This window comes from Pandoraea anhela, from assembly GCF_902459655.1.
Taxonomy (GTDB): domain Bacteria; phylum Pseudomonadota; class Gammaproteobacteria; order Burkholderiales; family Burkholderiaceae; genus Pandoraea; species Pandoraea anhela.
On the sequence record NZ_CABPSB010000011.1, the window covers coordinates 1 to 24,452 of the forward strand.

At 60.4% G+C, this 24,452-nt stretch carries 23 protein-coding genes; 14 read left to right on the plus strand and 9 right to left on the minus strand.

Annotated features, from left to right (window positions below; translation table 11 throughout):
* The 7 genes from PAN31108_RS15450 to PAN31108_RS15480 form a co-directional block, all read right to left on the minus strand.
* Window positions 1-409, minus strand: a 409-nt coding sequence (locus PAN31108_RS15450; RefSeq protein ID WP_503124996.1) for a Rossmann-fold NAD(P)-binding domain-containing protein, incomplete at its 3' end; no start/stop codon positions are given.
* Between the two features lie 201 nt (window positions 410-610).
* The gene (locus PAN31108_RS15455; protein WP_150669708.1) at window positions 611-991 is read right to left on the minus strand and encodes a Rid family hydrolase; all 381 of its coding nucleotides are present in this window, start codon (window positions 989-991) and stop codon (window positions 611-613) included.
* A 9-nt stretch (window positions 992-1,000) separates the two neighbouring features.
* A complete protein-coding gene (locus PAN31108_RS15460; protein WP_150669709.1) occupies window positions 1,001-1,666 on the minus strand; it encodes a glutathione S-transferase family protein in 666 nt (221 codons plus the stop codon).
* Window positions 1,663-2,433 carry a trans-aconitate 2-methyltransferase gene (gene tam / locus PAN31108_RS15465; protein WP_150669710.1) on the minus strand — a complete coding sequence of 257 codons (771 nt, stop codon included), beginning with the start codon at window positions 2,431-2,433 and terminating at the stop codon, window positions 1,663-1,665. The genes PAN31108_RS15460 and tam overlap by 4 nt, the downstream gene beginning before the upstream one ends.
* 82 nt (window positions 2,434-2,515) lie before the next feature.
* Window positions 2,516-3,853, minus strand: coding sequence for a dicarboxylate/amino acid:cation symporter (locus tag PAN31108_RS15470; protein WP_174995003.1), 1,338 nt, complete (start codon window positions 3,851-3,853; stop codon window positions 2,516-2,518).
* Window positions 3,854-3,912: 59 nt separating this feature from the next.
* Complete coding sequence (locus tag PAN31108_RS15475) at window positions 3,913-5,091, minus strand: PrpF domain-containing protein (protein WP_174995004.1); 1,179 nt, start codon at window positions 5,089-5,091, stop codon at window positions 3,913-3,915.
* Window positions 5,078-6,046, minus strand: a complete 969-nt coding sequence (locus PAN31108_RS15480; RefSeq protein ID WP_150669713.1) for an ornithine cyclodeaminase family protein — start codon at window positions 6,044-6,046, stop codon at window positions 5,078-5,080. The genes PAN31108_RS15475 and PAN31108_RS15480 overlap by 14 nt, the downstream gene beginning before the upstream one ends.
* A 366-nt stretch (window positions 6,047-6,412) precedes the next feature.
* On the opposite strand from PAN31108_RS15480, the gene PAN31108_RS15485 reads away from it, so the two are divergent.
* The 8 genes from PAN31108_RS15485 to PAN31108_RS15515 all read left to right on the plus strand — a co-directional run bounded on the left by PAN31108_RS15485 (window position 6,413) and on the right by PAN31108_RS15515 (window position 15,854).
* Window positions 6,413-7,168 (plus strand): glutaredoxin family protein, encoded by a 756-nt coding sequence (locus PAN31108_RS15485; RefSeq protein ID WP_174995005.1) that lies wholly within the window; start codon window positions 6,413-6,415, stop codon window positions 7,166-7,168.
* A 25-nt stretch (window positions 7,169-7,193) separates the two neighbouring features.
* Window positions 7,194-8,108 (plus strand): GntR family transcriptional regulator, encoded by a 915-nt coding sequence (locus PAN31108_RS15490; protein WP_217426311.1) that lies wholly within the window; start codon window positions 7,194-7,196, stop codon window positions 8,106-8,108.
* Between the two features lie 64 nt (window positions 8,109-8,172).
* Window positions 8,173-9,117, plus strand: coding sequence for a thioredoxin-disulfide reductase (trxB, locus tag PAN31108_RS15495; RefSeq protein WP_150669716.1), 945 nt, complete (start codon window positions 8,173-8,175; stop codon window positions 9,115-9,117).
* Between the two features lie 129 nt (window positions 9,118-9,246).
* A complete protein-coding gene (locus PAN31108_RS15500; RefSeq protein ID WP_150669717.1) occupies window positions 9,247-11,064 on the plus strand; it encodes a methyl-accepting chemotaxis protein in 1,818 nt (605 codons plus the stop codon).
* Window positions 11,065-11,213: 149 nt separating this feature from the next.
* Window positions 11,214-11,375 (plus strand): hypothetical protein, encoded by a 162-nt coding sequence (locus PAN31108_RS26395; protein ID WP_174995007.1) that lies wholly within the window; start codon window positions 11,214-11,216, stop codon window positions 11,373-11,375.
* A gap of 20 nt (window positions 11,376-11,395) precedes the next feature.
* Window positions 11,396-12,580, plus strand: coding sequence for a porin (locus tag PAN31108_RS15505; RefSeq protein ID WP_150669718.1), 1,185 nt, complete (start codon window positions 11,396-11,398; stop codon window positions 12,578-12,580).
* A 70-nt stretch (window positions 12,581-12,650) separates the two neighbouring features.
* Window positions 12,651-14,096, plus strand: coding sequence for a C69 family dipeptidase (locus PAN31108_RS15510; protein WP_246183986.1), 1,446 nt, complete (start codon window positions 12,651-12,653; stop codon window positions 14,094-14,096).
* Window positions 14,097-14,486: 390 nt separating this feature from the next.
* Window positions 14,487-15,854, plus strand: a complete 1,368-nt coding sequence (locus tag PAN31108_RS15515; protein ID WP_217426312.1) for an alkaline phosphatase family protein — start codon at window positions 14,487-14,489, stop codon at window positions 15,852-15,854.
* 114 nt (window positions 15,855-15,968) lie between these two features.
* Here the strand turns inward: PAN31108_RS15515 and PAN31108_RS15520 are convergent, their stop codons facing one another.
* The gene (locus tag PAN31108_RS15520; protein WP_150669720.1) at window positions 15,969-16,907 is read right to left on the minus strand and encodes a glycoside hydrolase family 6 protein; all 939 of its coding nucleotides are present in this window, start codon (window positions 16,905-16,907) and stop codon (window positions 15,969-15,971) included.
* Window positions 16,908-17,023: 116 nt separating this feature from the next.
* Here PAN31108_RS15520 and PAN31108_RS15525 point away from each other — a divergent pair, with 116 nt between their 5' ends.
* From PAN31108_RS15525 to PAN31108_RS15550, 5 genes are all read left to right on the plus strand, one after another.
* Window positions 17,024-17,422 (plus strand): H-NS histone family protein, encoded by a 399-nt coding sequence (locus tag PAN31108_RS15525; RefSeq protein WP_150669721.1) that lies wholly within the window; start codon window positions 17,024-17,026, stop codon window positions 17,420-17,422.
* 194 nt (window positions 17,423-17,616) lie between these two features.
* Entirely contained in the window at window positions 17,617-18,600 is a 984-nt protein-coding gene (locus tag PAN31108_RS27095; RefSeq protein WP_306440157.1) for a GNAT family N-acetyltransferase, read from the plus strand.
* A gap of 278 nt (window positions 18,601-18,878) precedes the next feature.
* A complete protein-coding gene (locus PAN31108_RS15540) occupies window positions 18,879-19,787 on the plus strand; it encodes an ABC transporter substrate-binding protein (protein WP_246183987.1) in 909 nt (302 codons plus the stop codon).
* A gap of 103 nt (window positions 19,788-19,890) precedes the next feature.
* Window positions 19,891-20,550 (plus strand): amino acid ABC transporter permease, encoded by a 660-nt coding sequence (locus PAN31108_RS15545; protein ID WP_150669722.1) that lies wholly within the window; start codon window positions 19,891-19,893, stop codon window positions 20,548-20,550.
* 10 nt (window positions 20,551-20,560) lie between these two features.
* The gene (locus PAN31108_RS15550) at window positions 20,561-21,301 is read left to right on the plus strand and encodes an amino acid ABC transporter ATP-binding protein (RefSeq protein WP_150669723.1); all 741 of its coding nucleotides are present in this window, start codon (window positions 20,561-20,563) and stop codon (window positions 21,299-21,301) included.
* A 25-nt stretch (window positions 21,302-21,326) separates the two neighbouring features.
* Here the strand turns inward: PAN31108_RS15550 and PAN31108_RS15555 are convergent, their stop codons facing one another.
* Window positions 21,327-21,599 carry a hypothetical protein gene (locus PAN31108_RS15555; RefSeq protein ID WP_150669724.1) on the minus strand — a complete coding sequence of 91 codons (273 nt, stop codon included), beginning with the start codon at window positions 21,597-21,599 and terminating at the stop codon, window positions 21,327-21,329.
* 634 nt (window positions 21,600-22,233) lie between these two features.
* On the opposite strand from PAN31108_RS15555, the gene PAN31108_RS15560 reads away from it, so the two are divergent.
* On the plus strand, window positions 22,234-24,375 hold the full coding sequence (locus tag PAN31108_RS15560; protein ID WP_174995008.1) for a TonB-dependent siderophore receptor: 2,142 nt from the start codon (window positions 22,234-22,236) through the stop codon (window positions 24,373-24,375).
* Window positions 24,376-24,452: the final 77 nt, after the last annotated feature.

Sequence of the window (24,452 nt, forward strand, 5' to 3'; positions counted from 1 at the left end):
CGGCGATGTTGGCCTGCGAGGACAGCACGTCCATGCTTTGCGCACGCGTGGTGCGCGGTGCGGCTTCGAGCGCGAAGGCGGTCACGCCGACGGCGGCCATGCGCGCGTTGTTTTCGGCATCGAACGGGTTGAGCATGCCGACGACGACGCTGCCGCGCGGGATCTGGGCAAGTTCGTCGGGGGAGGGGGCGCGAACCTTGAGGACGAGTGCTGCGCCGAGCGCGTCGGCAGCGCTGCCGAGCGTGGCGCCGGCCGCTTCGAAAGCGGCGTCGGGTACGCTGGCGGCCTCGCCTGCGCCGCGTCCGATCACGATCTGATGTCCCGACGCGACCAGCTTCTTGACCGTCTCGGGCGTCGCCGCGACACGGGATTCGCCGGCGAGCGTTTCTCGGGGAATGCCAATTCTCATAAGGTCTCCTGCCACGGCCTGTCACCGTTCAACGCCATAGCTCGCCATGGTGGCGTCAGGCGCCGTCGGCGTTATTCACCAACGCAATGCGGCATCGTCGGTCTTGTCGTGGTCGAATGCTGTCGGTAGGTATTCAAAACAAAAACATCGTGATCGCCACAGGGGCGATCACGATGTCATGCACAGGTTGGAAGGGAGCGATCAATCCGGCGTGGAAGTTTCGGTCGCGAATGCCTTTTGTCCTACGGCAAAAACTTGAAGGGCAAACTGCGACGAGGCCGGCGTTGCCTGCACGCAAGCGCGAGCCGGCGCAACGCCGGCAGGAAGCCAATCGCCCCAAGCACGATTGATTTCCTCCAGATTCTCCAGGTCCTTGACGAACAGCACGGCGAGCAACATCGACGAGCGGTCCCCGCCCGCGACTTCGAGATACTTCCCGACCTTGTTCATCGCCTCAAGCGTCTGGTCGTAAGCCGATGCCGACGCGTTGTCGGGAACCTGCCCGGAAACGAAAATGAATGCGCCCGAAGCGACGGCCTTGCTCAGTTTTTCGGTGGTGTTGAATCGTTCGATAGGAAACATAGGGTTCTCTTACAGTGGAGCGTTCAAAACATAAGTCTGATAGGCCGGGCGCATGCTGAGCGCCTCGTACCAGCGAGTCAGACTGCGAGGAATGTCGTCATGCGGGGCCATGGCATGCCAGCGGTGGACGGCAGGCCCTACGGCGTAGTCGGCGACGCCAGGGTCTCTGCCGCCGAGGAAACGCGCGGCTTCCAATGGTTCCGCGAGCAGCTTCCATAACGCGGTCGCTCTGCGCCAATGGTGCTCGGCGCTCGCGGGGGGGAGGGGCTTGCCGCGCTTGGTGTGCCCCCATAGGGCGGTCATATGGCTGCCAATTTCGGTGCCGTACCAGTCCATCCAGCGTTCCTGTAACGCCACGTCGCGGGCGTCTTCAGCGCCGTGTCCATAAGCGCGGCAGAGGTACCGGACGATAGTGTTCGATTCCCAGAGGACGAATGGTCCGTCCTTGAGCACCGGCACCAGCGCGTTGGGATTCAGGGCGAGAAACTCGGGCGTACTCAGGCTGCCGCCTTGCCCGCCGGCCGGAATGTGATCGACGGGGAGCGCCAGATCGGCTGCGCTGAACAGGACACGCTGAACGTTCAGAGAGTTGAGGCGTCCCCAGACCGTCACGGCTTCGCGCGTCGAATGAGAACGAAAGGCGTCTTGCATGAGGCGTGTTCTGGTGAAGTTCATCGGGTCGCGACGAGGAACAGTCGCGGAAATGGGAGTACGACGGTGCCGTCCGGCAGCGCGGGGTAGGCGTCGGCGATACGCGCTTCGTAACGAGTGAGATACTCGGCGCGCTCGGCCTCGGTCAGCGGTGCCAGATACGGGCGCAGTCCGCTTCCCTTGAACCACTCGACCACGGCGGACGACCCGCCCGTCAACAGGTGGTGATAAGTCGTGCGCCAGATATCCACGTGCGACGCCGCAGCACGAAGCAACGCGTAGTACCAAGCGACGTCCGGCAGCGCCTCACGCGCGGCGGCGGCGTTCGCCAGTTTTTCCGCCCAGGGCGATTCGGCGGCAACCTCACGCATCAACCGATGCGCAGGCTCATCGAGGTTGTCCGGCATTTGCAGCGCCAGGCTGCCGCCGGGGGCCAGCATCGATGCGATTTTCGGCAGGATGTCGGCATGATTCGGCACCCACTGGAATACGGCGTTGGCGAGAATGACATCGCAAGGTGTGTCCGTGCGCCAGGCGCCGATGTCGGCGAGATCGAATCGCACGTCGGGGAGTCGCTTGCGCGCGGCGTCCACCATGTCGGCGGAATTGTCGAGACCGAGCGCGTCGGCCCCGGGGAAGCGGTCGATGAGGACTTCCGTCGAATTGCCCGGGCCGCATCCGAGATCGACGACGAACTTCGCGTCGGTGGTCGGCACGGCCGACAGCAAATCCCGGACGGGCCGGGTGCGTTCGCGCTCAAATTGAGAGTACTGCTTCGATGACCATGTCATGGCGTGCGGGGATAGGCATCGTGATGAAGGAGGGGCAGCCGGGGCGAGCGCTTGTCGTCGCGCATGCCCCGGTTGCGGCCGGTCAGTGCATCGCGGTTTGATTGGAGGCGAGGCCCGTGGGGTGCTCGATGGGCGTCGTCGGCAAGCTCGGTGCGTGCGGTGCGGGTGCGGTGCCCGGTTGCGGGACGTCACTGGGCAGGTGTTTCGACTCCCATTTGGCGAGTGCCGCAGCAGCCACACCGTTACCGAGCAGATTCGTGACCGTGCGGCCCATGTCCACGAAGATATCGACCGCCAGCAGCAACACGACGCCCTCGACCGGAATCCCGAATGTCGGGAGCATTGCCGTGAGAATCACGAGCGAGCCTCGCGGCACGCCGGCGCTACCCTTGCTGGCGATCAGCATGACCAGAAGCATGCCGATTTGCTGGGAGACCGTGACGTCGATGTGATACGCCTGGACCAGGAAGATGGTCGCGAACGCCTGATACATCATGGCGCCGTCGAGGTTGAAGGAGTAAGCCAGCGGCAGAATGAACGTGCTGATCTTGCGCGGTACGCCGAATTTCTCGAGACGTTCTAGCAACTTCGGCAACGCCGCCTCGCTGCTCGCCGTCGAGAAGCCGACGAGCAGCGGCTCGCGCAGCGACCTGATGAGCTCGAAAACCTTCCGGCCGAGAAAGGCGTAGCCGGCGCACATGATCAACACGCCGAGCATCAGGAAGCCGCTATAGACGCCGCCCACAAACTTGCCATATACGAGCAACACCGAAATGCCGTGTTGTGCGATGGCCGAAGTGACGGCGGCGAACACGCCGATCGGTGCGAAGTACATGACGTAGCGGGCCATCTTCATCATGACCTGAAACACTTCCTCGAGCACGGGCACCAGCGCCTTCGTGCCGTTCGCCTTGCACACGGCGGACAGACCGAAACCGAAGAACACCGAAAACAGAAGAATGGCCATGATCTCGTTCTGCGCCATCGCTTGCGCGATGCTCTGCGGCACGATCTTCGAGACCATCGTCTTCATGCTGAAAACGGCGCCGTTGAACTCGACCGGAACGCCGGAGTGCGGCATCTTCACGCCGTCGCCCAGACCGTACAGGTTGGAGAGCGTCATGCCCAGACCGAGCGACACGAACGACGCGACGACGAACCACAGCATGGCTTTGCCGCCGATACGCCCCAGTTCCCTGGGGCCGTCGCTGTTCGTCATGCCGGTGACGATGCCGCTGAATACCAGGGGCGCGATCACCATCTTGATGAGTCTGAGGAAGACGTCGGCAATGACGCTGAACCCGTCGGCAATTTCCTTGTTCCTCGCGCCCGGCGGAATGTAGATGTTGATCAGGTATCCCGCGATCACGCCCAGGATAAGCCCGACGAATATGTAAGTGGAAAGGTGATGACGCTTCATGTTTGTCTCCGGAAACATGGATTTCGCGCGGCCAGACGCCTTGTCGGCCCTGTACGCGTTTATTGGGGGTGTTCGGCGCATGCGCCTTGTGAGGGGGCAATGCCGCGCAGGTAGGCGGGCACGAGGACTCGGCCTTCCATGATGCGTCGCGCGGTGCGCAGGATCGACGTCGACAGCACCTGGCCGTCGTTCGGATCGACATCGGCTTCGACGCGCATGACGCCCGACGGGTGATGAATGTCGACAATGCCGGTGGCCCGGGCGGCGGTGTTGCGGGTCTCCATCGACGTGCGCATGGCCGCGTGCGCCACGGTTCCCGGAATACAGGCCGCTGCCGCCAGCGCCATCGCCGACGTAACCGGTGCGGCGCGATGCGGTTGATCGCAGGAATAGAATCGGGCGCGAATGCCGGTCTGCGTGCTGTCGAGGCGAGACACGAGCACGACATCAGGCACATTTTTGTACGTGCTTTGCGCCTCCTCCCACGTTTTGGCGCAGCCCATCGCGATTGCCGCGGCGCATCTCACATCGGCCAGGCGCTGCGTAATATCGGCGCGCGCGGCCATGGCGCTGTAGGATTCGTCGCCCCGCAGGCCGAACGCGTCGGCGTTGGCGATCACGCAAGGAATACTGACGTCGATCAGCGTTGCCGCAAGTGTTTGACCGTCCGGCAGGCGGATGTCGTCAGTCATGTGTCCTGTCGGGAACGTTTCTCCGACCATCGAGCCGCCCGGGTGCTCGAACGTGAGGGACACCGGTGCGCCCTGTCCGGCGACACCGGAGATGGCGATGAACGATTGCGTTGGCGCGTCGTGGTCGAATCGCGCGATGATGCGTGTGCACGTGTTCTCGTTGAAGATGCGCACGACCGTCTCGCCGTGTCCGGGGAGCACCCATCCCTCGTCGACGGCATATGGGCCGATCGCCGACGAGATATTGCCGCAATTGGCGCCGAGCAGGACCGCGCCGGACTTCGGGTCGATCTGGGCGAAAAAGTAATCGACGTCGATCCCTTCTCGCGTAGAGGGCGCGAGAACCGCGATCTTCGACAGGGACGTGATGCCGCCCCCTAAACCATCCAGTTGCTTGCTCTCGGGGTCCGGACTGCCGAGCACTGCGCGGAAGATATCGGGCCACGTCCGTCGGTCTGCCGGCAGGTCATCCCGCTTGAATACCACCGCGCGGCTGGTGCCGCCCCGCACATAGACGGCCGGAATGGCGAGATTACCGGGGCGCATGGCGATTCTCCTGATGCGGCGCATGAGCCGAAACACCAGCAGACCCGGTCACGCGTTGGTACGCGAGCCCCGCGATCGCGATGTCCTCGAGGCCGACGCCCACCGACTTGTAGACCACGATGCCGTGATGCCCCGGCGCGGGCGCATCGGCGGGCATGGCGAGCGCGTCGGCAAGCTCGATGAGCTTGTCGTCCGGAAGGGCAGCCTTCGCCGCCAGAATGATGTCGCCTGCCTCGCTTGTCGCTTGGGGTTTCCACTCGACCACCACCCGCGATGCGCGCGCCAGGGTGGTGTCGTTCAATTCCCGCGTGGTGGGTAAGCTCGATCCAATCGCGGCAACAAACGCGTTGGGCTTGAGCCAGGCGCCGTCGAACAATGGGGTTTGCGACCGCGATGCCGTCACCACGATATCGGCCTGCTCGACGGCCGATTGCGGGGAACTCACATGCACCGGCGCGTCGCAGGCGTTCGAGAGTTCGGTGACGGCATCGGCCGTCACGTACGGATCATGGAGCAGAATCCGCTCGATGGGAAAGGCGCGTGAGAGCTGAATCGCGTGTTGGCGGCCCTGGGTGCCTGCGCCGAAAAGCGCGAGGGTCGTCGATCCGGGGATCGCAAACTGTCTGGCTGCGATCACCGAACATGCCGCCGTGCGAAGGCGCGTGATGGCATTGGCGTCGAGTACGGCGAGCGGTTTGCCGTCGAGCGCAGAGAACAGAACGATCACGAACGAGAACTGGCCCGAAATCGTGGTGTAGACCTTCGCACCCGCCACCCCCTGCGTGGGAATGACCGCGCCGAGCGTCGACAGCTTGACGCCATTCGACTCCGTGCGAACACGGGCCTGCATTGCCGCGTCCCCGCGCCCGAACGCGAGAAAACTCTCGCGCAGCGCCGTTTGGGCATCTTCGGCCGTGACGTGCGCGTCTATCAATTCATCTGTGATGTGAAGCATCTATCCATTCCTTATCCGGGATCTTATTCTCTCTTTCGAGAATACTGTATCCAGGATCCAGAATGGATCGTCGTTCTTCGAATGTCAAGAAAACAAAAATAGGGAGACTGGGGAGTATGCCGGGGATGATGTTATTTTCTATGTAAAACAATGACTTATTTATTTTCTTTGGTTCATTTCATTGTTTTCCCCTATACGGTGCTACGACAGAGTGCCCCCATGCAATTGCAACTTGCTCTTTCCTTGATGGAGTTTTATACTCACAAAAATGCAATCAAACTGACGCAAAGCCATCGCTGCGCGCCGGCTTGGGTCCGTTCGTCAGACAAGAGGTTTTGCCTCGTCCCCAGCAAGGAGATGTTCATCATGTCGGAAGCGTTGCGTGTGTATTGGCAGCCGGGTTGCTCCAGTTGCGTGAAAGTCAAGGAGTTGCTTGCGCAACTCAATGTGCCGTTCGAGGCCATCAACATTCAGGAGCAGCCGGATGCATTCCGGGAGTTGGCGAAGCGCGGGATTCGAAGCGTGCCGGTGTTGATCCGTGGCGACGAGTCGATTTTCGGTCAGTCGCTCAATGACGTTGCGGCGTTCGTGGGCAAAAAACTCGATCACCAGCGTCTGCCCGTGCCCGAGCTTTTTCAGCGATGGACGTACTTTTTGAACACCGCTCGCGGCCTGATTGCCCAGATTCCCGACGAACTCATCGACCAGCGCCCGGTGGCAGAGCGAGACCGGACCTACTGCCAGCTGAGCTATCACATCTTCCAGATCGCAGACAGCTTCCTGCTGTCGGTGGAAGAGGGCATGACGGATACGCGTGAAGTGACCGATGCCGTGCTGGACCACATCCGGACGGTGCCGGATCTGCTGACGTATGCCGATCCGATCATCGCGCGCCATGCCCGGTGGTGGGAGAAGCAGGCCGACAAGCATTGCGAGTTCAACATCGAGACGTACTACGGCCCGCAGGACGCCGCGACCGTGATCGAGCGCAGCACCTGGCACACGGCGCAGCATGTGCGCCAGCTCGACCATGTGTTGGGTGCGGCGGTGCCGGGCGTAAAATCGCGGGTCAATCCCGAGATGTTCGTCGGGCTCCCGATCCCTCAAGCACTGTGGCAATAAGATGACTGATCTGCCGGAAACCCCGTTGACTCCGACGCAACAGCGTGTCGTTCGCGAAATCGTGGCGATCGCCAAGAAGGACGCGTTGGGGGTTGGCGACCGATTGAACGAATCGAGTCTGGCGACGCGAATTGGCACCTCCCGGTCGCCCGTCAACGTGGCTTTACGGCATTTGAACGCCATCGGCGTGCTGAGTTACGACGCCAATCGGGGGTTTTCGCTCGCGCGCCCCCCGGTCGATATCGATGAGGGTCTCGGTGTTCAGCCTGACGACGCGCTCTATCTCGCGATGGCACGCGTTCGTCTCGCCAACGAGTTGCCCGAGATCGTTTCCGAATCGGAACTCATGCGCCGCTTCGATGCGCCTCGTACCGCCGTGCTGCGTGTGCTGTCCACGATGCAACAGGAAGGGTGGGTGGAGCGCTCGGTCGGTCACGGGTGGCAATTCATGCCGATGATCGACTCGCTCAGCGCCTACGAGGAGAGCTATGTGTTCCGAAGCGCCGTGGAACCCGCTGCGTTGCTGTCGCCGACCTTCGTCATGAAGACCGACGAATGGCTCGCGTTGCGAAAGCGCCAGCAGCACGTGGCGGAAGCGGGCTTCCGCACGATGAGCCCTTTGGCGCTTTTCGAGGCGAATCGCGAGTTTCACGAGACGCTTGCCGACTGGTCGAACAACCGCTTCTTCTCGCAAGCGGTGCGGCGCATTCATCGCATGCGCCGGCTGATCGAGTACCGACAGGATCGGGCACGCGAACCCAGACGTCAGGACGCATTGGAGCATCTTGCGATTCTCGACGCCATCGAGGCGGGGAACATGCGATTCGCGGCGACGCTCATGCGTGATCACATCGAGTCCGGTCGACACGTCGCCGAGCAAGCCGGCCCGTCCTTTGGCGTGCAGCGGCACGGCGATTCACAGCGCCATGATTTGAATTAATACAGCGGGTTAATACAGCGGGTCGGATTCGCTCGGCCGCGCACTACGTTTGCAGAGTTCACAAATGAAACATGCCAAGGTGCTGATTCTTGGGTCCGGTCCGGCCGGCTATACCGCAGCGGTGTATGCCGCTCGCGCGAACCTGTCGCCGTTGTTGGTCACGGGACCGACCAAAGGCGGCCAGTTGATGTCGACGCTCGACGTTGAGAACTGGCCGGCGGACGGCGCCGGCGTACAAGGGCCGGCATTGATGCAGCGATTTCAGGAACACGCCGAGCGATTCCGCACCGAGATCGTCTCGGACCACATTCGACGCGTGGATCTCAGTGCACGGCCGTTCCGGTTGACGGGCGACTTCGGATCGTACAGTTGCGATGCGCTGATTATCGCTACCGGCGCCTCCGCGCAGTATCTGGGCTTGCCGTCGGAGCAGCAATTCATGGGGCGCGGCGTTTCCGCGTGTTCGACTTGCGACGGCTTTTTCTATCAGGGACTGCATGTCGCCGTCGTCGGCGGCGGCAATACTGCGGTCGAGGAAGCGCTCAATCTGTCGAACATCGCAAGCAAGGTGACGGTGATCCATCGCCGCGACCGTTTTCGCGCCGAGCCGATTCTCGTGGACAGGCTCATGGAGAAAGCGCGTTCGGGCCGGGTCGACATTCGTTGGAATCACGTGCTGGAGGAAGTGCTGGGCGATGACACCGGAGTCAACGCGTTGCGGGTTCGCAATCTGGAGACGGATTCGACGACCGCACTGTCGCTACAGGGCGTGTTCATCGCCATCGGCCATCAGCCGAACACCGGCCTGTTCGACGGTCAGCTCGACATGCAGAACGGCTATCTCGTGACCCGGGGCGGCAGCCAGGGGCTGGCCACACAGACCAGCGTTGCGGGGGTATTCGCCGCAGGGGATGTTCAGGACCATGTGTACCGCCAGGCCATTACCAGCGCGGGTTCGGGGTGTATGGCCGCGCTCGATGCGCAACGCTACCTGGAGGCTTTGGAGTAAATCGCTGCGCATCGCGCGCAGAACATCTTGAGAAGGGCGCCGACGTCGTATGCGATCGGCGCCCTTTTTTTGCCCTTGCTTTGTTCTTGCCATTGATAGGGAAACCCGCTTCGCAGCAGGTCGTCAGCCATGATTTCTTCGATTCGAACTTTGATTTCCGCCGTGTGCGTCGCAATCGTCGTGCTCGCACTCGTCATTGCCGGCGCCGCCAACTACTGGGTAACGCGCAGCTACAACGACGAGCAGATCCGTCAGACGGCGCAGGCCGTGTTGCGGGGCCACCGGATCGCCATCGACGAGTGGGTCGCGTCCAAGGGCCGGTTGATCGAATCGATGCGCGACGTGGCGATGACGGACGATCCCGCGCCGGCTTTCGCGAAGATGGCGCAAGCGGGAGGGTTCACCAAAGTCTATGCCGGTTATCCCGACAAGCGGTTCGTGACCTCTGACCGGGCCGGGGTCAAAGCGGACTACGACCCCACGCAGCGCCCTTGGTACTTACAGGTGGTGAAATTGGGGAAACCCTTACTCACGGCGCCTTATGTCAGTTCGAGCACCGGGAAGCTGATCGTCACGTTTGCCGCGCCTTTCTTTCGAGGCAACGAACTCGCCGGTGTCGTTGCGGGCGACATGAGCATGGATAGCGTTGCCGCCAACGTCGACGTGATTCACCCGACTACTGAGAGTGTCGGCTTTTTGGTCGATGCGGCCGGATCGGTGATCGTCCACCCCGACCGAAATCTGACGCTTGCCCCGATCTCAAAGCTGTCCCCCGGATTGAGTGCGGCGTCGCTTGCCCAATTGACGGCCACGCCGGACACGCCACTTCCCGCGACGATCGACGGCAGGCGGAAACTGCTGTTCCGGCAAAGTGTGGCAGGAACGGATTGGGCGCTCATCCTCGCGTTGGATGCGGCCGACGCCAATGCCGGACTACGTTCGCTCGTCTCTACATCGTTGATTGTGCTGGTGCTGACGGCGGGAATGGCGGCATTGATGCTGACGGTTCTCGTCACGAAGATTTTCCGCCGCCTCTCCGTGGTGCGTAACGCCATGGATGCCATCGGGTCGGGCGAGGGCGATCTGACGCAGCGGTTGCCGGCCGACGGGCGCGACGAAGTGGCGCAGATCGCCCGGTCTTTCAATGCCTTCGCCGACAAGCTCACGGCGGTGCTCGTGCGCGTGAAAGGGGGGAGCGACGAAGTGAGTGTCGCAGCCACGGAAATTGCCGCAGGTAACGACGATCTTTCGAAGCGTACCGAGGCGCAGGCGGCATCGCTCGAGGAGACGGCGTCGAGCATGGAGCAACTGACCAATATGGTTCGGCAAACGAGTGACAACGCGCAGGAAGCGAAAGGACTGGCGGCCAAGGCATCGAGCGTTGCGGGGCACGGTGGTGAAGTCATGGGGCAAGTCGTCGAGACGATGGGGGCCATTCACGATAGTGCCCGCCGGATTGCGGAGATCACCGCGGTCATCGAGGGAATCGCATTCCAGACCAATATTCTTGCCCTGAACGCAGCGGTCGAAGCCGCTCGGGCGGGCAGCGACGGGCGGGGCTTCGCGGTGGTCGCGGGTGAGGTGCGCAGTCTCGCGCAGCGCTCGGCATCTGCGGCTACCCAGATCAAGTCGCTCATCGACGACTCCGTCACGCGTGTCGGGGCCGGCACCGAGCTTGTGGAGCGCGCCGGCAAAACGATGTCCGACATCATCGCCGCCGTTGCCAACCTGACGTCGATCATGGGGGAGATATCGCAGGCGTCCGAGCAACAGCGCGCCGGCATCGAGCAGGTCAACGCGGCGATAGGGCAGATGGACCATGTGACCCAGCAAAACGCCGCGCTCGTCGAGCAAGCCTCGGCCGCCGCGACTTCGCTTCGTGAGCAGACGCAGAATCTCAACGAAGCCGTGTCGACATTCCGGTTGCAGGAGGCGTTGGTCGCATAACGCCTGAGCGTGCGGCGCACGGACGGGGACATATCGGTGATACGCCTCGCACTCGCAGGCAGGGTATGTCCCTAGCGCTACGTCGTTGACGCATTATTTTTTCGTTCCTATTCTGAATTCGGAATCCTGTATCCAGAATCCGCTTTGAGATGGCACATCCCGCTCGACGCTCCGATGCATGGATGCGCACACGCGGCAGGGTAGAAAAAGGGGAAGGGAAAAAGGAAAAGGGAAAAAGGAAAAGGGAAAAAGGAAAAGGAGAAAAGCCGGTCGACTTTCCAGGTTATGTGGATGAATTTTCGAATAAATAATAAGTATTCCTAATTTTTATATGAAACACTCGCTCGGCATCATCGTCACATCGGTTGCGGCGTGTTACGCCGCGTTCGCGCATTGCGACGACGGCGTATCGCTATACGGACTGGTCGATACGGGCTTCACCTTCGTGTCCAACACCGGTGGTGCGCGGTCGTATCAGTTGACCGCGTGCAATGCTTCCGGTTGCCGCATTGGGTTCAGCGGTCGGGAAAGTCTCGGCGGCGGAGTTCAGACGATCTTTACATTGGAGACCGGCTTCAATCCCCTGAACGGCAAGACAAAAGACGGCGGAACCTTCTTTGGGCGCCGTGCGTTTGTGGGCTTGGACGGGGAGTACGGCAGTGTCACCATCGGCCGGCACTATCCGCTGATCGGCGATTTCGTCGGGAAGTTCGAGTCGGGAGGGGACTGGGCCGCGGCAGGGATCGGCTATGGCGAGCACCCCGGCGATGTCGACAACCTGAACTCGAGTTACCGCTTCAACAACGCGGTCCGGTTCGCTTCCCGGAACTACGGAGGGCTCACGGTCGGCGGGCTTTACTCACTCGGCAGCGTGGCCGGCCATCCAGGCCAGAATCAAGTCTATTCGCTCGCGGCGTCGTACGCCGCCGGCGATTTCAAAGCGGGTTTCGGCTACCAGAACGCAAAGCGTCCGAACTATGCCGTGTATGGGACCAATGTAAGCGCCAGCGCTACGGGTAATAACACCCAGTCCGACGTGTTCTCCGGTTTTGCGTCCGCCGGGTCGCAGCAAGTGGTTGCGGCGGGGGCGTCGTATGCGCTGGGTGCGCTCACGTTCGGGATGGTCTACAGCAATGTGATCTTCGCTCATCTGAACAGCACACCCGTATCGGGATTGTCGCCCCTGGAGAAGGGGTATCGCGGCAACGTCAGCTTCAACACGTTTGAGTTGAACATGAAATACCAGGCCACCCCTGCGCTGCTACTCGGTGTTGGTGGATTCCTCACCACGAGCGGTGGGGTATCGGGCGGGGACGCACAGCGCTACCGCCAGCTCAATGTCGGGGGCACCTACAGTCTTTCCAGGCGTACGGACACGTATCTCCTCGCCGTCTATCAGCGAGCGAGTGGCACCAACTCGACGGGGGCGGCCGCGGTCGCAGCGATCGATGGCGTATCGCCGGCGTCGGGCAATCACCAATTTCTCACGCTGGCCGGAATCCGACACCGGTTCTGAGTCCGATCCAATCATTGCCCTATAGGAATTCGACAAGATGAAAGTTAAGCACTGGATGGTGTGGTTGGCGATGGCGCTCGTATTGCCGCGGGAAGGACTGACCTGCACCACCATCATTGTTGGGAAAGGCGCGTCGATCGATGGTTCGATTATCGTGGCGCGTAACGCCGACGCCCCGAGCGCGAAGGACTGGGCCGCGGACTTCGTCTATCATCCGCCCAGCAAGGGCGGCTATGTTGTACAGAGCCGATTCCAGAACACGTTTTCGTACCGTATGCCCGAAAACCTGACGGGGTACAGCGGACTGCCGCAACCGGGGACAGGCGGACTCAGTTTCGAGGAAGCGGGCTTCAATGACTACGGCGTCGGCATTTCTGCGACGGAGACCATCTTCAGCAATGATCGCGTTCTGAAGGTCGATCCTTATCGCAAGCGCGATGGTGTGGTGGAGGAAGTCATCCCCTCCATTTTGTTGCCGCAAGCCAAGTCAGCGCGTGAGGGCGTGATACTACTGGGCCAACTGATCGATCGCTACGGTTCAGGTGAGGGGTTCGGCATCGCGTTCGTGGACAAGGACGAAGCCTGGTATTTCGAAAATGCGGGCGGGCATCGGTGGGTTGCCGTGAGAGTGCCCGACGACGCCTATTTCGTGTCGGCAAACCAGTCGAGAATCGGTGTCATCGACGTCGCCGACACGGCAAACGTAATCGCTTCGCGTGATCTGGTCGATTTCGCTCAGCGAAATGGGCTGTTCGATCCGCAGCAGGACAAGGCGTTCAATTTCCGGAAAGTCTTTGGCCGTGATAACGATTTCGATCGGGTCTACAACTATCCCCGCATTGTCGAAGTCCAGTCTTCGTTTTCTCCGGATCGCGACAACCGGCACAGGGAAGTCAACGATTTCGACGACTTCATCAAGCCGGCGAACAAACTCTCCGTCACGGATGTCGCTCGTGCGCTGAGCGGTTACTACGCAGGCACGGCTCAGGACCCGTACACGTCGCGCAATCCGTCAGCCACGGTGCGTCCGGTTTCCGTCTATCGGGCTTATCAGTCCCATATTCTTCAAGTCCGGCCGGCGCTGCCGATGCCATTGGCACACGTGCAATATATCGACTTCGGTATCTCGGCCTTGGGCATCTACGTGCCGTTCTATTGGGGAGCGAAAGTCCCGGAAAGCTATCGCCAATCGTCCGTCGAGATCGACGATGCCTCGGCGCTGTGGAAATTCCGCAAGGTGCAACTGTTGGCGATGCAGAACTTCCCGAAGTACCAACCCGTCGTGCGAGCCGCCTATGACAAGTATGCAAGCGACGTTTCGGCCCGGCGGCTGGCGATGGAAAAACAATATCTGGCGATCTACGAGACGTCTCCCACGCAAGCGCAGCAACTGCTGGATCAGTTTTCCCTGGATACGGCCAATGGAGCGGTTCACGTCGCGGAAAGCCTCCAGCGTCGAATCATGAGCGACATGTCAAACGAGATCGATGCCAAGTATCGCTTTCATGGACCTTGATGGCGGTGGTCGGCATGTCGGGCGCCGCCATCGCATCGATCGGGCATGGGGCCGTGAGGCCGTGAGGTGATGAGGCGATGAGGCCCCTGCGTGCCGGACATCGGCGATCGGCAATCAGCGCGGGGGCGCGGACGGGCGCGAACGCGGCGGTTATCTCGGAAAGGCTGCTTTCACCTTGGCGTCACGATCGATTCGTACAGTCGCATGCGCAATTGGGGCCGGCAAGCATCGGTGCCACCGGCGGATAGACGGAGTCTCGTGAACACTATGAAAAAACTGAATAGGTGGGTGACTGCGATGGCGACATTCGCGGTTTGTGCTGGATGGGTGTCGGCCTCCCACGCACAAGAAAGCCGTGTCGCCAGCCATAAGGTGAAAACCGCTGGCCACGTGCTCCTGATAAGCATCGACGGCATGCACGAGGAGGATCTCGCGCGGTTCATCGCCGCCGAACCGAATTCCTCGCTAGCCAGGTTGTCCCGCAATGCCATCGCCTATCGAAACGCGCGAACGCCCGTGCCCAGCGATTCATTTCCGGGGCTGGTCGCGCTGACGACCGGCGCGAGTCCCGCGCTATCGGGCGTTTATTACGACGATAGTTACGATAGGGCGCTGTCCCCGGCCGGATCGCACTGCGAAGTCCGTGGCGCCGAAGTCGTCTACGACGACTCCATCGATCGCAATTCGCATCGGCTCGACGGCGGCGGCGCTATCGATCCGGCGCGTCTGCCGAGGGATCCGCGCCAGAGCTGCGCGCCGGTGTATCCGCACACGTTCCTCAAAGTCAATACGATATTCGAGGTCGTTCACCGAGCGGGAGGCCGGACGGCCTGGGCGGATAAGCACCTTGCCTATGATTTCCTGAACGGCCCGAGCGGCGAAGGCGTCGACGATCTCTACACGCCTGAAATTGCCGCTGTCGGCGAAAAACTGCCCGTATTCCCGGCTTACGACAATTTGAAGGTCGATGCCTTGGTGAAGCAGATCGAAGGCAGTGACAGTCTGGGGCGTGCAAAGCTCGGTGTGCCGGCGCTGTTCGGCATGAATTTCCAGCACCTGAGTGTGGCTCAGAAGTCCGGAGACGGGTATCTCGACGGTAAGGCAACACCCGGCAAGGCCATCCAGTCGGCATTGTTGAGCATCGATGCTTCCATCGGTCGTATCGTCGACGCGCTCAGGGCACAGGGGCTTTTGGCGTCCACGCTGGTGGTCATTACGTCAAAGCACGGTCAATCGCCGATGGATCCCTCGTTGGTGCGTCGAGTCGATCCGAAGTCATTGCTCGACGCCATCGATCACGCGGCGCCCGGCGCCGTTGCGAAAACCGTTCTCGATGACGTCGGACTCATCTGGCTCAAGCACCGCGCCGCCATTGCACCGGTTGTCAGGGCGCTGCGTGCGAACGCAGGTCCTCTCGGGATCGCGCGCGTCTATGCCGGGTCCGATATGCCGGCGGAATTCGGCCCTCGCAATAGCCGAACGCCGGACATCGTCGTGCAAGTCGTTCCGGGCGTGATTTATACGCGCGGCACGAAGCTCGCCGAGCATGGGGGATTCACGGACGACGACCGGCGCGTGCCGCTCTTGTTGTCGCGGCCTGACTTTCTCCCGCAGGAAATCGATTCGCCGGTGTCGACGCGTCAAGTCGCGCCGACGATACTCAGCGCATTGGGCTTGGCGCCTTCGGCGCTCGATGCCGTGCGCAAGGAGTCTGTCCGTGTGCTGCCCGAACTCGAGTTCGTGGGCAGTCGGCGGTGATACGGCGAGTGCTGGTGCGGTAAGGGTGATGCGCCGCGGCCTGTGACGCGGGGATCGCCCTTGCCGGGGCGAAGCCCTGAGCGCGCACGACACGACGCCCTCGCGCGGCACACACTAGTTGCCGTTGATCAGTCTGATGGCCAGATCGGGACTGAAGGCGCCGGCGGGAAATGCGGGGGCGACCCCGCAGGGGCCATCGGAGTTGCCGGGGCGCTTAATCCACGCTAGCAACACGTTGTCGGAGACCTGCTGGGGCTGCACGCCAATTTTTGCACCGGCAGGGTTGCACCACTGGCCGATGGACCCGTTGGCGTTGCGGCTCGTGTCTATCAAGGTGTCCCGGAGATAGCCGTAATTTTTCTGCAATGCGGAATTCACCGCATTTGCATAGGTCGTGTTTGCCTGCGTCGTATAGAAGTTGGACACGTTCAGCGAAAACCCGTCGCTATCGTTCAGACCTGCATCGTCCAGTCGGCGAGCCATCTCGGCGGACGCAATCCAGCCCGCGTGTCCTGCGTCGAGATAAATGCGGGCCACGGGCGCGAAACGTCTGAGACTTGCCGTGGCGTACCTGAGCGAGCGCAGCCGGGCGTTTCGTGCCTCGTCGTCGGGCAGGCAATCCAGTTGTGCCAACGCGTCCGGCTCAAGCACGACAATCGCGTTTGCGCTTCCGATACCTTGCGCGAAGTCGTCGATCCATGCGCGATAAGACGCCTCGTCCTTCGCGCCCCCGGACGACGCGCCGTGACAATCCCGAACCGGAATGTTGTAGGCCACGAGTATCGGGATTTCTTCGACCGCACTCGCGGCATCGACATATCGGCGTGCTGCGTCGTGAACGTTTTCCTGCCCTCCGGTGAACCATTTGGCGGATGGCACTGACGCAATCCACGTTGCAATCATGGCGGCGCGCGGATCGTTGGGGTGCGATGTCACCCAGAGGGCTGCATTGTTCTCCGGATCGTTATAGAAGGGGGCGGCGCTTAGCGCTGTCGAGGTGAAGATGCACAGGCATGTGACGATCGTCAGCAGGTTCGGGCGACGGCAATGCATAACGGTGCACCTTCGATGTAGTCGCTTGATGGCTTCATGCACGAGTTTGCCTCAGCCGCCGGAATTGCGGGGAGGCAAGGGCATGCGTGTTGTGGCGACGCGACGGGCGAGGTGCGATGCGCGATCCAATTATGGAGTTTTCCGGACCGATTCTCGATGCTATATGCAAAATCGATAGCACGGGGTTCGGCGGGCATTGCAGACGGCTTTCCGAATTGAACATCGGTGCAGAGGAAAACATGGATACCTACAAGGATCTTATCGAAAAGAAGTTCGAGTTGGACAAGGCAATCGAAAGCGCCCGACGCGAAGAAATCCAGCAAGCCATTGCGAAAATTCTCGTTGTTATGGACGAATTGAAAATCGAACCCGAAGACCTTGGGTTCCGGCGAGCCGGGGGCGGCAAGAGCCGGGTTCAGTACCGCGATCCCGATAGCGGGAAAACCTGGTGTGGTATTGGCAGAACGCCGAAGTGGATCAAGGGAAAGCCGAGAGAGCAGTTTCGCGTTCGGTAGATCGATCATCCTGCCGTCGTTTCATGCATGGCGAGGCTGGAGGATCGACGCGCTAACCGGTGTCTTTCGGCCGATGGGATTCAACATCGGAATGGCGGTAATGTCACCACGCATTCGGTTGGGAATTTCCGAATCGGTGACGGGTCTAGACGGAAATCGCTCCTTAAATCCGTCAGCCAAAAATTCCGATGAATATGTTGCTTACGAAACGACTCTGCCTGCGGCCATTCCTGGCGTCCGATGTGCCCTCGCTATTTGAGTTCATGGGGGACTCGGCGGCAATGCAGTACACCCATGTCGATCCGTCTTGCACTTCGCTGCATGGCAGGCTGAACGAACATGAATCGCAGCGGGCTCGTCGTGGTTTTGCGCCCTGGGTGATCCTTGAGCGCAAATCCGGAGACATCATCGGTTGGGGTGGTTTGTATGTCGATCCGGTCGCGCCGGCGTGGGGGATCGAAGTGGGCTATGCCTTCACGCCGGGCGCCTGGGGCAAAGGCTTCGCTTCGGAGTTGGTGCAGTTCGCCTTGTGGTATGCGTTCGATGTATTGAAAGTGCCTGAAGTCTGTGCATTTGCCATGCCGCAGAACCTTGCCTCCGTGCGCGTGCTCACGAAATCCGGATTTGAATTGACCGAGTACGTGCCGGCCTTGGGCCGACATCGTTACACGGTCAGCGCGGAGCGCGCGAAATCGTACAGCCCGGGCGAATGCGTGAACATCGCCCTGGAATCGGCGAACCAGCCGGAAGTGCTGCGTCTCATCGAAGCGCTGGATGCGTATCAAAAGCCGCTTTACCCCGCCGAAAGTCACCATGGCATCGATATCGGTGCACTTTCGAAGTCCAATGTGCTGTTCGCCGTGGCCCGGCAGCCGGGGGCGGGGGCGATCGCCTGCGGTGCCGCAGTCATGCAGGGTGACGTTGCCGAGCTAAAACGCATGTACACGGCACCGGCCCAGCGTGGCCATGGCATTGCCCGGCATCTTCTCGCGTTCCTCGAAGTCGAGCTGATCGCTCGCAAATGCTCCCGAATCGTGCTCGAGACCGGCAATTTGCAGCCGGAAGCAATTGCGCTCTATGAGCGATGCGGTTACGCCCATTGCGGCCCGTTCGGGGATTATCTCGACGACCCGCACAGTGTGTTCATGAAGAAAACGCTGCCTCTTCAGGCCGAATAGTCGATGGTTCGGTCTCCGACATCTGGAATGACGAAGCCTCTGTCGAACCGAGTCCAATAAGAACCGGGACTCGGTTTTCGTAGCGCCCCCGAACGCAACTTTCATCGTACGAACGATAGCTTCTTCGTCCTATGGTTCATAGGCGAAGCACGGTGCCGCGCGATGCGCGGCGACAACGAATTCGTTCGATTGGTAGGAGTCTGTGACGCGCGCGGCGTATGGGATTCGACGCCGTTGTGTGAGGCGAATTTCCGTGGGTTTGCGATGTTATCTCCCGTGTGAAACACAGGAAAGGTATACCGCCGGATGCTATTTTTCGACGGAGGTTGCCTATCAGGGCGGTTGCTATATTGGGTTCGGACATTGTGCCGGGGACCGATGGCGCCAGCCACTGCGCGATGGATCAAACCCAATCTGGAGGAAGACAAATGCCCAACATGCTTCGTCGCGTCGTCGCTTTCACAACGCTGTTCATTGCAGTGACCGGCCAACCGGCATTCGCGCAGGAATCGCTCACCATCGGCACCGAAACCAACGGCGTGCCATTCAGCTTTCTGAACCCGTCGACCCAGAAGATGCAGGGTTTCATGGTGGATCTGATCGAGGCGGTAGGCAAGCGTGCGGGGTTCAAGCCGGTCGTGCAGCCGATGGATTTTTCCGCCCTGATTCCCGCACTCACTTCGCGCAAGATCGACATCATTGCCTCGTCGATGTACATCACCGACAAACGCCGTCAAGTCATCGACTTCACGAACCCGGTGTACGCCTATGGGGAGGGTATGGTGGTGCCGGCTGCCGACGCGAAGCCTTACGTTTCCTACGAGCAATTCAAGGATCGCGTCGTCGGAGCACAAGTCGGAACCGTCTACGGCGATACGCTGAAATCCTCCGGCCTTTTCAAAGAGGTGAAAATTTACGAGACGATTCCGGGCATTATCGCGGACGTGAATGCCGGACGAATCGACGCCGGTATCGCCGATTTTCCGACGCTCGCCTACTACATGGGGCAAGGCCAGTATCGCGGCGCGCGTCTCGTCACGAGTTATAAGGCGTCGCTGCCCGGCTCGATCGGACTCGGCCTGCGCCAAAGCGACAAAGCACTGAAACAAAAGCTGCAAGCCGCGCTCGATCAAATGAAGAGCGACGGGGAATTGGCGGCCATGCTCAAGAAATGGAATCTGGAATAGTCGCTCGAGCGCAGCGACTGCGGGCGGAGCGCTTCCGCCCGAATCTGCGTGAAGCCGTGCGTGCGCACGCTTCGCGCGGTCCATCATGCGACCGGATGCCATCATGAACGAATTCCTTCAACGTGCTTTCGAGTACCTGCCGGTCCTGCTTCAAGGTGTGTGGATGACCGTCCTGGTGACGGTCGGCGCACTTGTCATTTCGACCGTTCTGGGATTGTTTTGGGCCGTTATGCGGCTTTCCCATCGTCGCTGGATCAGCGGCACGGGCAGTTTGATCGTCAACTTTCTGCGCAGCGTGCCGATCATCGTTCAGTTGTTTTACGTCTACTTCGTTTTCCCCGATCTGGGATTTTCGCTGAGCGCGCTCAGTGCCGCGATCATCGGCCTTGGCGTTGCGTATTCGTCCTACCAGGCGGAGGACTTTCGCGCAGGGATCCAGGCCGTGGACAGCGGGCAGAGAGAAGCGGCGCACTCGCTTGGGATGAGCTACTGGCAGCAGATGAGTCGTGTGACGTTGCCGCAAGCCGTGCGCATCATTCTGCCCTCGTACGGCAACACGATGATCATGCTGCTTAAGGACAGTTCGCTCGCGTCGACGATCACCGTGGCGGAGCTTTCCCTCCAAGGAAAGATGCTGGCGTCTTCAACGTTCCAGAATCTGAGTGTTTTCACGCTGGTCGCGCTGCTCTACGTTTGCATGTGCGGGCCGTTGATGTGGCTGAACCGGCGCGTCGAGAAATCGATGGCGCGGGCCGGACGTTAAGGAGCGGGATGTGATCGAATTCAAAGACGTCCACAAGAACTACGGGAGTACGCCAGTCCTCAAGGGTATTAGTGCGACTGTCGAGACAGGTGAGGTCGTTTGTATTGTCGGGCCGTCCGGGTCCGGAAAGTCGACGATGCTGCGCTGCGTGAACGGCCTGGAGGATTACCAGCGGGGAGAAGTTCGCGTTGACGGGGAACTGGTGGAATCGCGCGCGTCGTCGATCCGATCGATTTGCACGGAAGTGTCGATGGTGTTTCAGCGTTTCAATCTGTTTCCCCATCGCACGGTGATTCAAAACGTTGTGGAGGGGCCCGTCGTCGTCAAGAAGACCCCACGCAAGGAGGCGCTCGAGAAGGCGCACGCATTGCTGGCACGTGTCGGATTGGCGAACAAGGCGCATGCCTATCCGCGCCAGTTGTCGGGCGGGCAGCAGCAGCGTGTGGCGATTGCTCGCGCACTTGCCATGGAACCGCGCGCGATTCTGTTCGATGAACCGACGTCGGCCCTTGATCCGGAATTGGTGGGGGAGGTGCTGAGCGTAATGCGCAGTCTTGCCGAGGATGGGATGACGATGCTGATCGTGACCCACGAGATTGCATTTGCGCGGGACGTGGCCGATCGCGTGTTGTTCATCGATCAGGGTGTCATCGTCGAGGAGGGCGGGGCGAAAGCGGTACTTTCTCAACCGTCGCATGCGCGTACCAAAGACTTCCTGAAGCGGGTTCTGCATCCGGAGTTTCAATCGTAGTTTCACGCCAACGACGATTCTCCAGTCATTCCCGCGCCGTTTGCGGGCAAATTGCAGGCAAATGATGGCCTGCAAACGGCGCGGGTTTTTTGTCTGACAGGGGCGTCTTGCGTTGCCGCGCTGCTGCACACTTGGCATGCAAGTGCCGAACATCCCCAGGCAGTGCAAAAGCGTTGTCTTTAGCCTGCTGTCTCCAGCGTGCTGCCTCCAGCCTGCTGTCTCCAGCCTGTTTCGCGAGAGCATTTTCCGATGCGAGCATCATGATCGATGCAGCCAGAAGAAGACGCTTGCATTTCATCTTCGACGCTTACCCGGTGTTCTCGGTTTTCAATCAAATTATCGGGTGAGAGGCGAAGCCGCTATTCAGTGGGCTGTGTGAATAGTGAAATGCTGGAGGTGGCGTTTAAAGCCGGGTTGGCGTGTGATACCCCGTCGGACCCGATGAGCATGAATGAAGGTCGAGGGTGGGATGCCCGCATTTAACTGCCGTTTTCCGTGACCATGGTGCACCCGGGATGCTGAAATCCTGACGCTCCGGCCCCGTGCGTCGCGGTGGCGTCGTTCGATAATTGTTACCTGGCCTTACATGAATTTTCTTCGGGGTCAGGGTGTTTTCGTACTTTGAGTGGATAAAAATAGCGTCGGTTTTGGTTTGAATGTACGGGGCGCGTTATCGGGTTTATGGATGTTTAAAGATTTTCGTAATTTTTTTATGGTTCGAGCGTAATTTGTTTTTAAAAAAATAAATCCTTGATTCGTCCCCTTCTCGACGGGTGCGGCCGCTTGATGGAGGTGAGACTGCCCCGGCATCTCTGCATTCCACCAGAACCAAGGAGTATTCAATGAAGTTCGTCGGGACACACCGCGACCCAATGACCGGTCGGCGTCAGCCATCGCCTATCCAATTTGCCATTGCTGCCGGACTCGCGGCGATGTCCTGCATTCCCGCCACGTCCGCTCGTGCACAAGTCGCCGAAACGTCGCTGTCTCCAACGTTCGATGGCGCTTCCCCCGACATTGCGCTGGCGCCCACCAGCGTGAGCGCGACGCATGAGCAGGAAAACGGCGCCGGGCCCGTCGATGGCATCGTCGCGAAACGCAGCACCACCGGCACCAAGACCGACACCGCGTTGAGCGAAAATCCGCAATCGGTCTCGGTTATCCCCAAAGAGATGATTCAGGACCTTGGCGCGCAAACGGTCAGTCAGGCAATGCGCTACAGCGCAGGCGTACTGTCCGACAATGCGGGCTTCGAGACACGTTTCGATTGGCTCAATATTCGCGGCTTCTCCGCATCGACGCTCGGTCTCTATCTGGATGGCACCCGGTTGCAGTCGAATACGGAGTTTCAGATAGACCCTTACGGTCTTGAGCGCATTGAAATCCTGCGTGGGCCGTCGTCCGTGTTGTACGGACAGAACGCGCCCGGGGGGCTGATCAACATGGTGACGAAAAAGCCGCTGGATACGCCGTCGCACGAAATCCAGCTGACCGGCGGTTCTTTCAAGGACAAGCAGGCGGCGTTCGATTTCACCGGACCGCTCGATGCCGACGGCAAGGTGCTCTACCGACTCGTCGGTCTGTTCCGCGACAGCGCCACACAAGTCGACCACACGCCGAACGATCGTATCTACCTCGCCCCGTCGCTGACATGGCAAGCGACCGACAAGACCACGTTGACGTTCGAAGCCAGCTATCAACGCGACAAGGTGGGTTTCGGGCAATTCCTGCCCGCGTCGGGGACCGTGCTCCCGAATCTGAACGGGAAAATTCCGGTAGGAACGTTTGTAGGGGACCCAGGCTTCGACAATATCAAACGCGAGCAGGTCTTTGCCGGCTATCAACTGACGCATCGCTTTGACGACCAGATCACGTTCAGGCAAAGCGTGCGGTACTCGTACTTCGACTACAAAGTCGACACCGACGGGTACGGACTGGGTTTCGCGCCGGGCAGCACAACGAAAATCAATCGCCGCGCGTTCTCCGATTATCGTCAAGCGGATGTCGTCACGATCGATAACCAGTTGCAAGCCGCGTTCGATACCGGCCCCTTGTCGCACGTCGCTTTGTTTGGCTTTGATGACTACTACTACAACGAGCATCGCAGCATGAAGCAGAGCGCTTCGAGCGTCGGGAACCAGCTCAATGTCTTCGCCCCGTATTCCGGCACAACGGTCATCGGTCCCATGGCGCAGGCGTCGGACACCGATTCGCGTTACACGCAGGGCGGCTTGTACTTCCAGGACCAGATCAAGTATGACAAGCGGTGGGTGCTGACGGTGGGGGTACGTCAGGACTGGGCCGCGCAGAACGTGTACAACCGTCTGACCAAGCATTCGTCGAACCAGTCCGATGCGCAGGCGACGTATCGCGCGGGGCTTACGTATCTGTTCGACATGGGGCTGGCGCCGTACCTCAGCTACTCCGAATCGTTTCAGCCCAACGTCGGCACGGATCGTTTCGGCAATCAGTTCAAGCCGTCCAAGGGCAAGCAGTACGAGGTCGGTGTGAAGTATCGGCCCGCGGGGTACAACAGCTACGTCACGCTGTCATTGTTCGATATCCGGATGACCAATGTGTTGACGCCGGATCCGGTCAACACGGCATTCTCCGTAGCCACCGGTGAGCAACACTCCAAGGGGGTCGAGATCGAAACGGTCGGTGAAATCACGGAGAATCTGAAGCTGATCGGCTCGTTCACGAATACGAACATCGTGAATTCGAAGACCAACACGCCGTCGCTGCTCGACAAGGTGCCGCCGCAACAGCCCCGCACGGCGGCCGCGCTTTGGGCGGATTACACGTTCCATGCCGGCGCAATCAAGGGATTGGGTTTCAATGGCGGCATTCGTTACGTGGGGCCGACCTACATCGAGGCTACCAACACGGCCGGTCAGGCGCCATCGCGAACACTCGTCGATGTCGGTCTGCACTATCAATACGATCCGCACTGGCGTCTCCAACTCGACGGCAGCAACATCTTCGACAAGACCTACGTCGTGTGTGTGACGACCTCGCAGTGCGCCTACGGGGCACGCCGCACGATTCTGGCGTCGGCCAAATACAGTTGGTAGCCCGGCTTCCCGCTTTGGCGATGTGCTTTGCTGCCGCCCCATGCCGGTAATGCATGACAGGAATCCGGCCGGCGTCG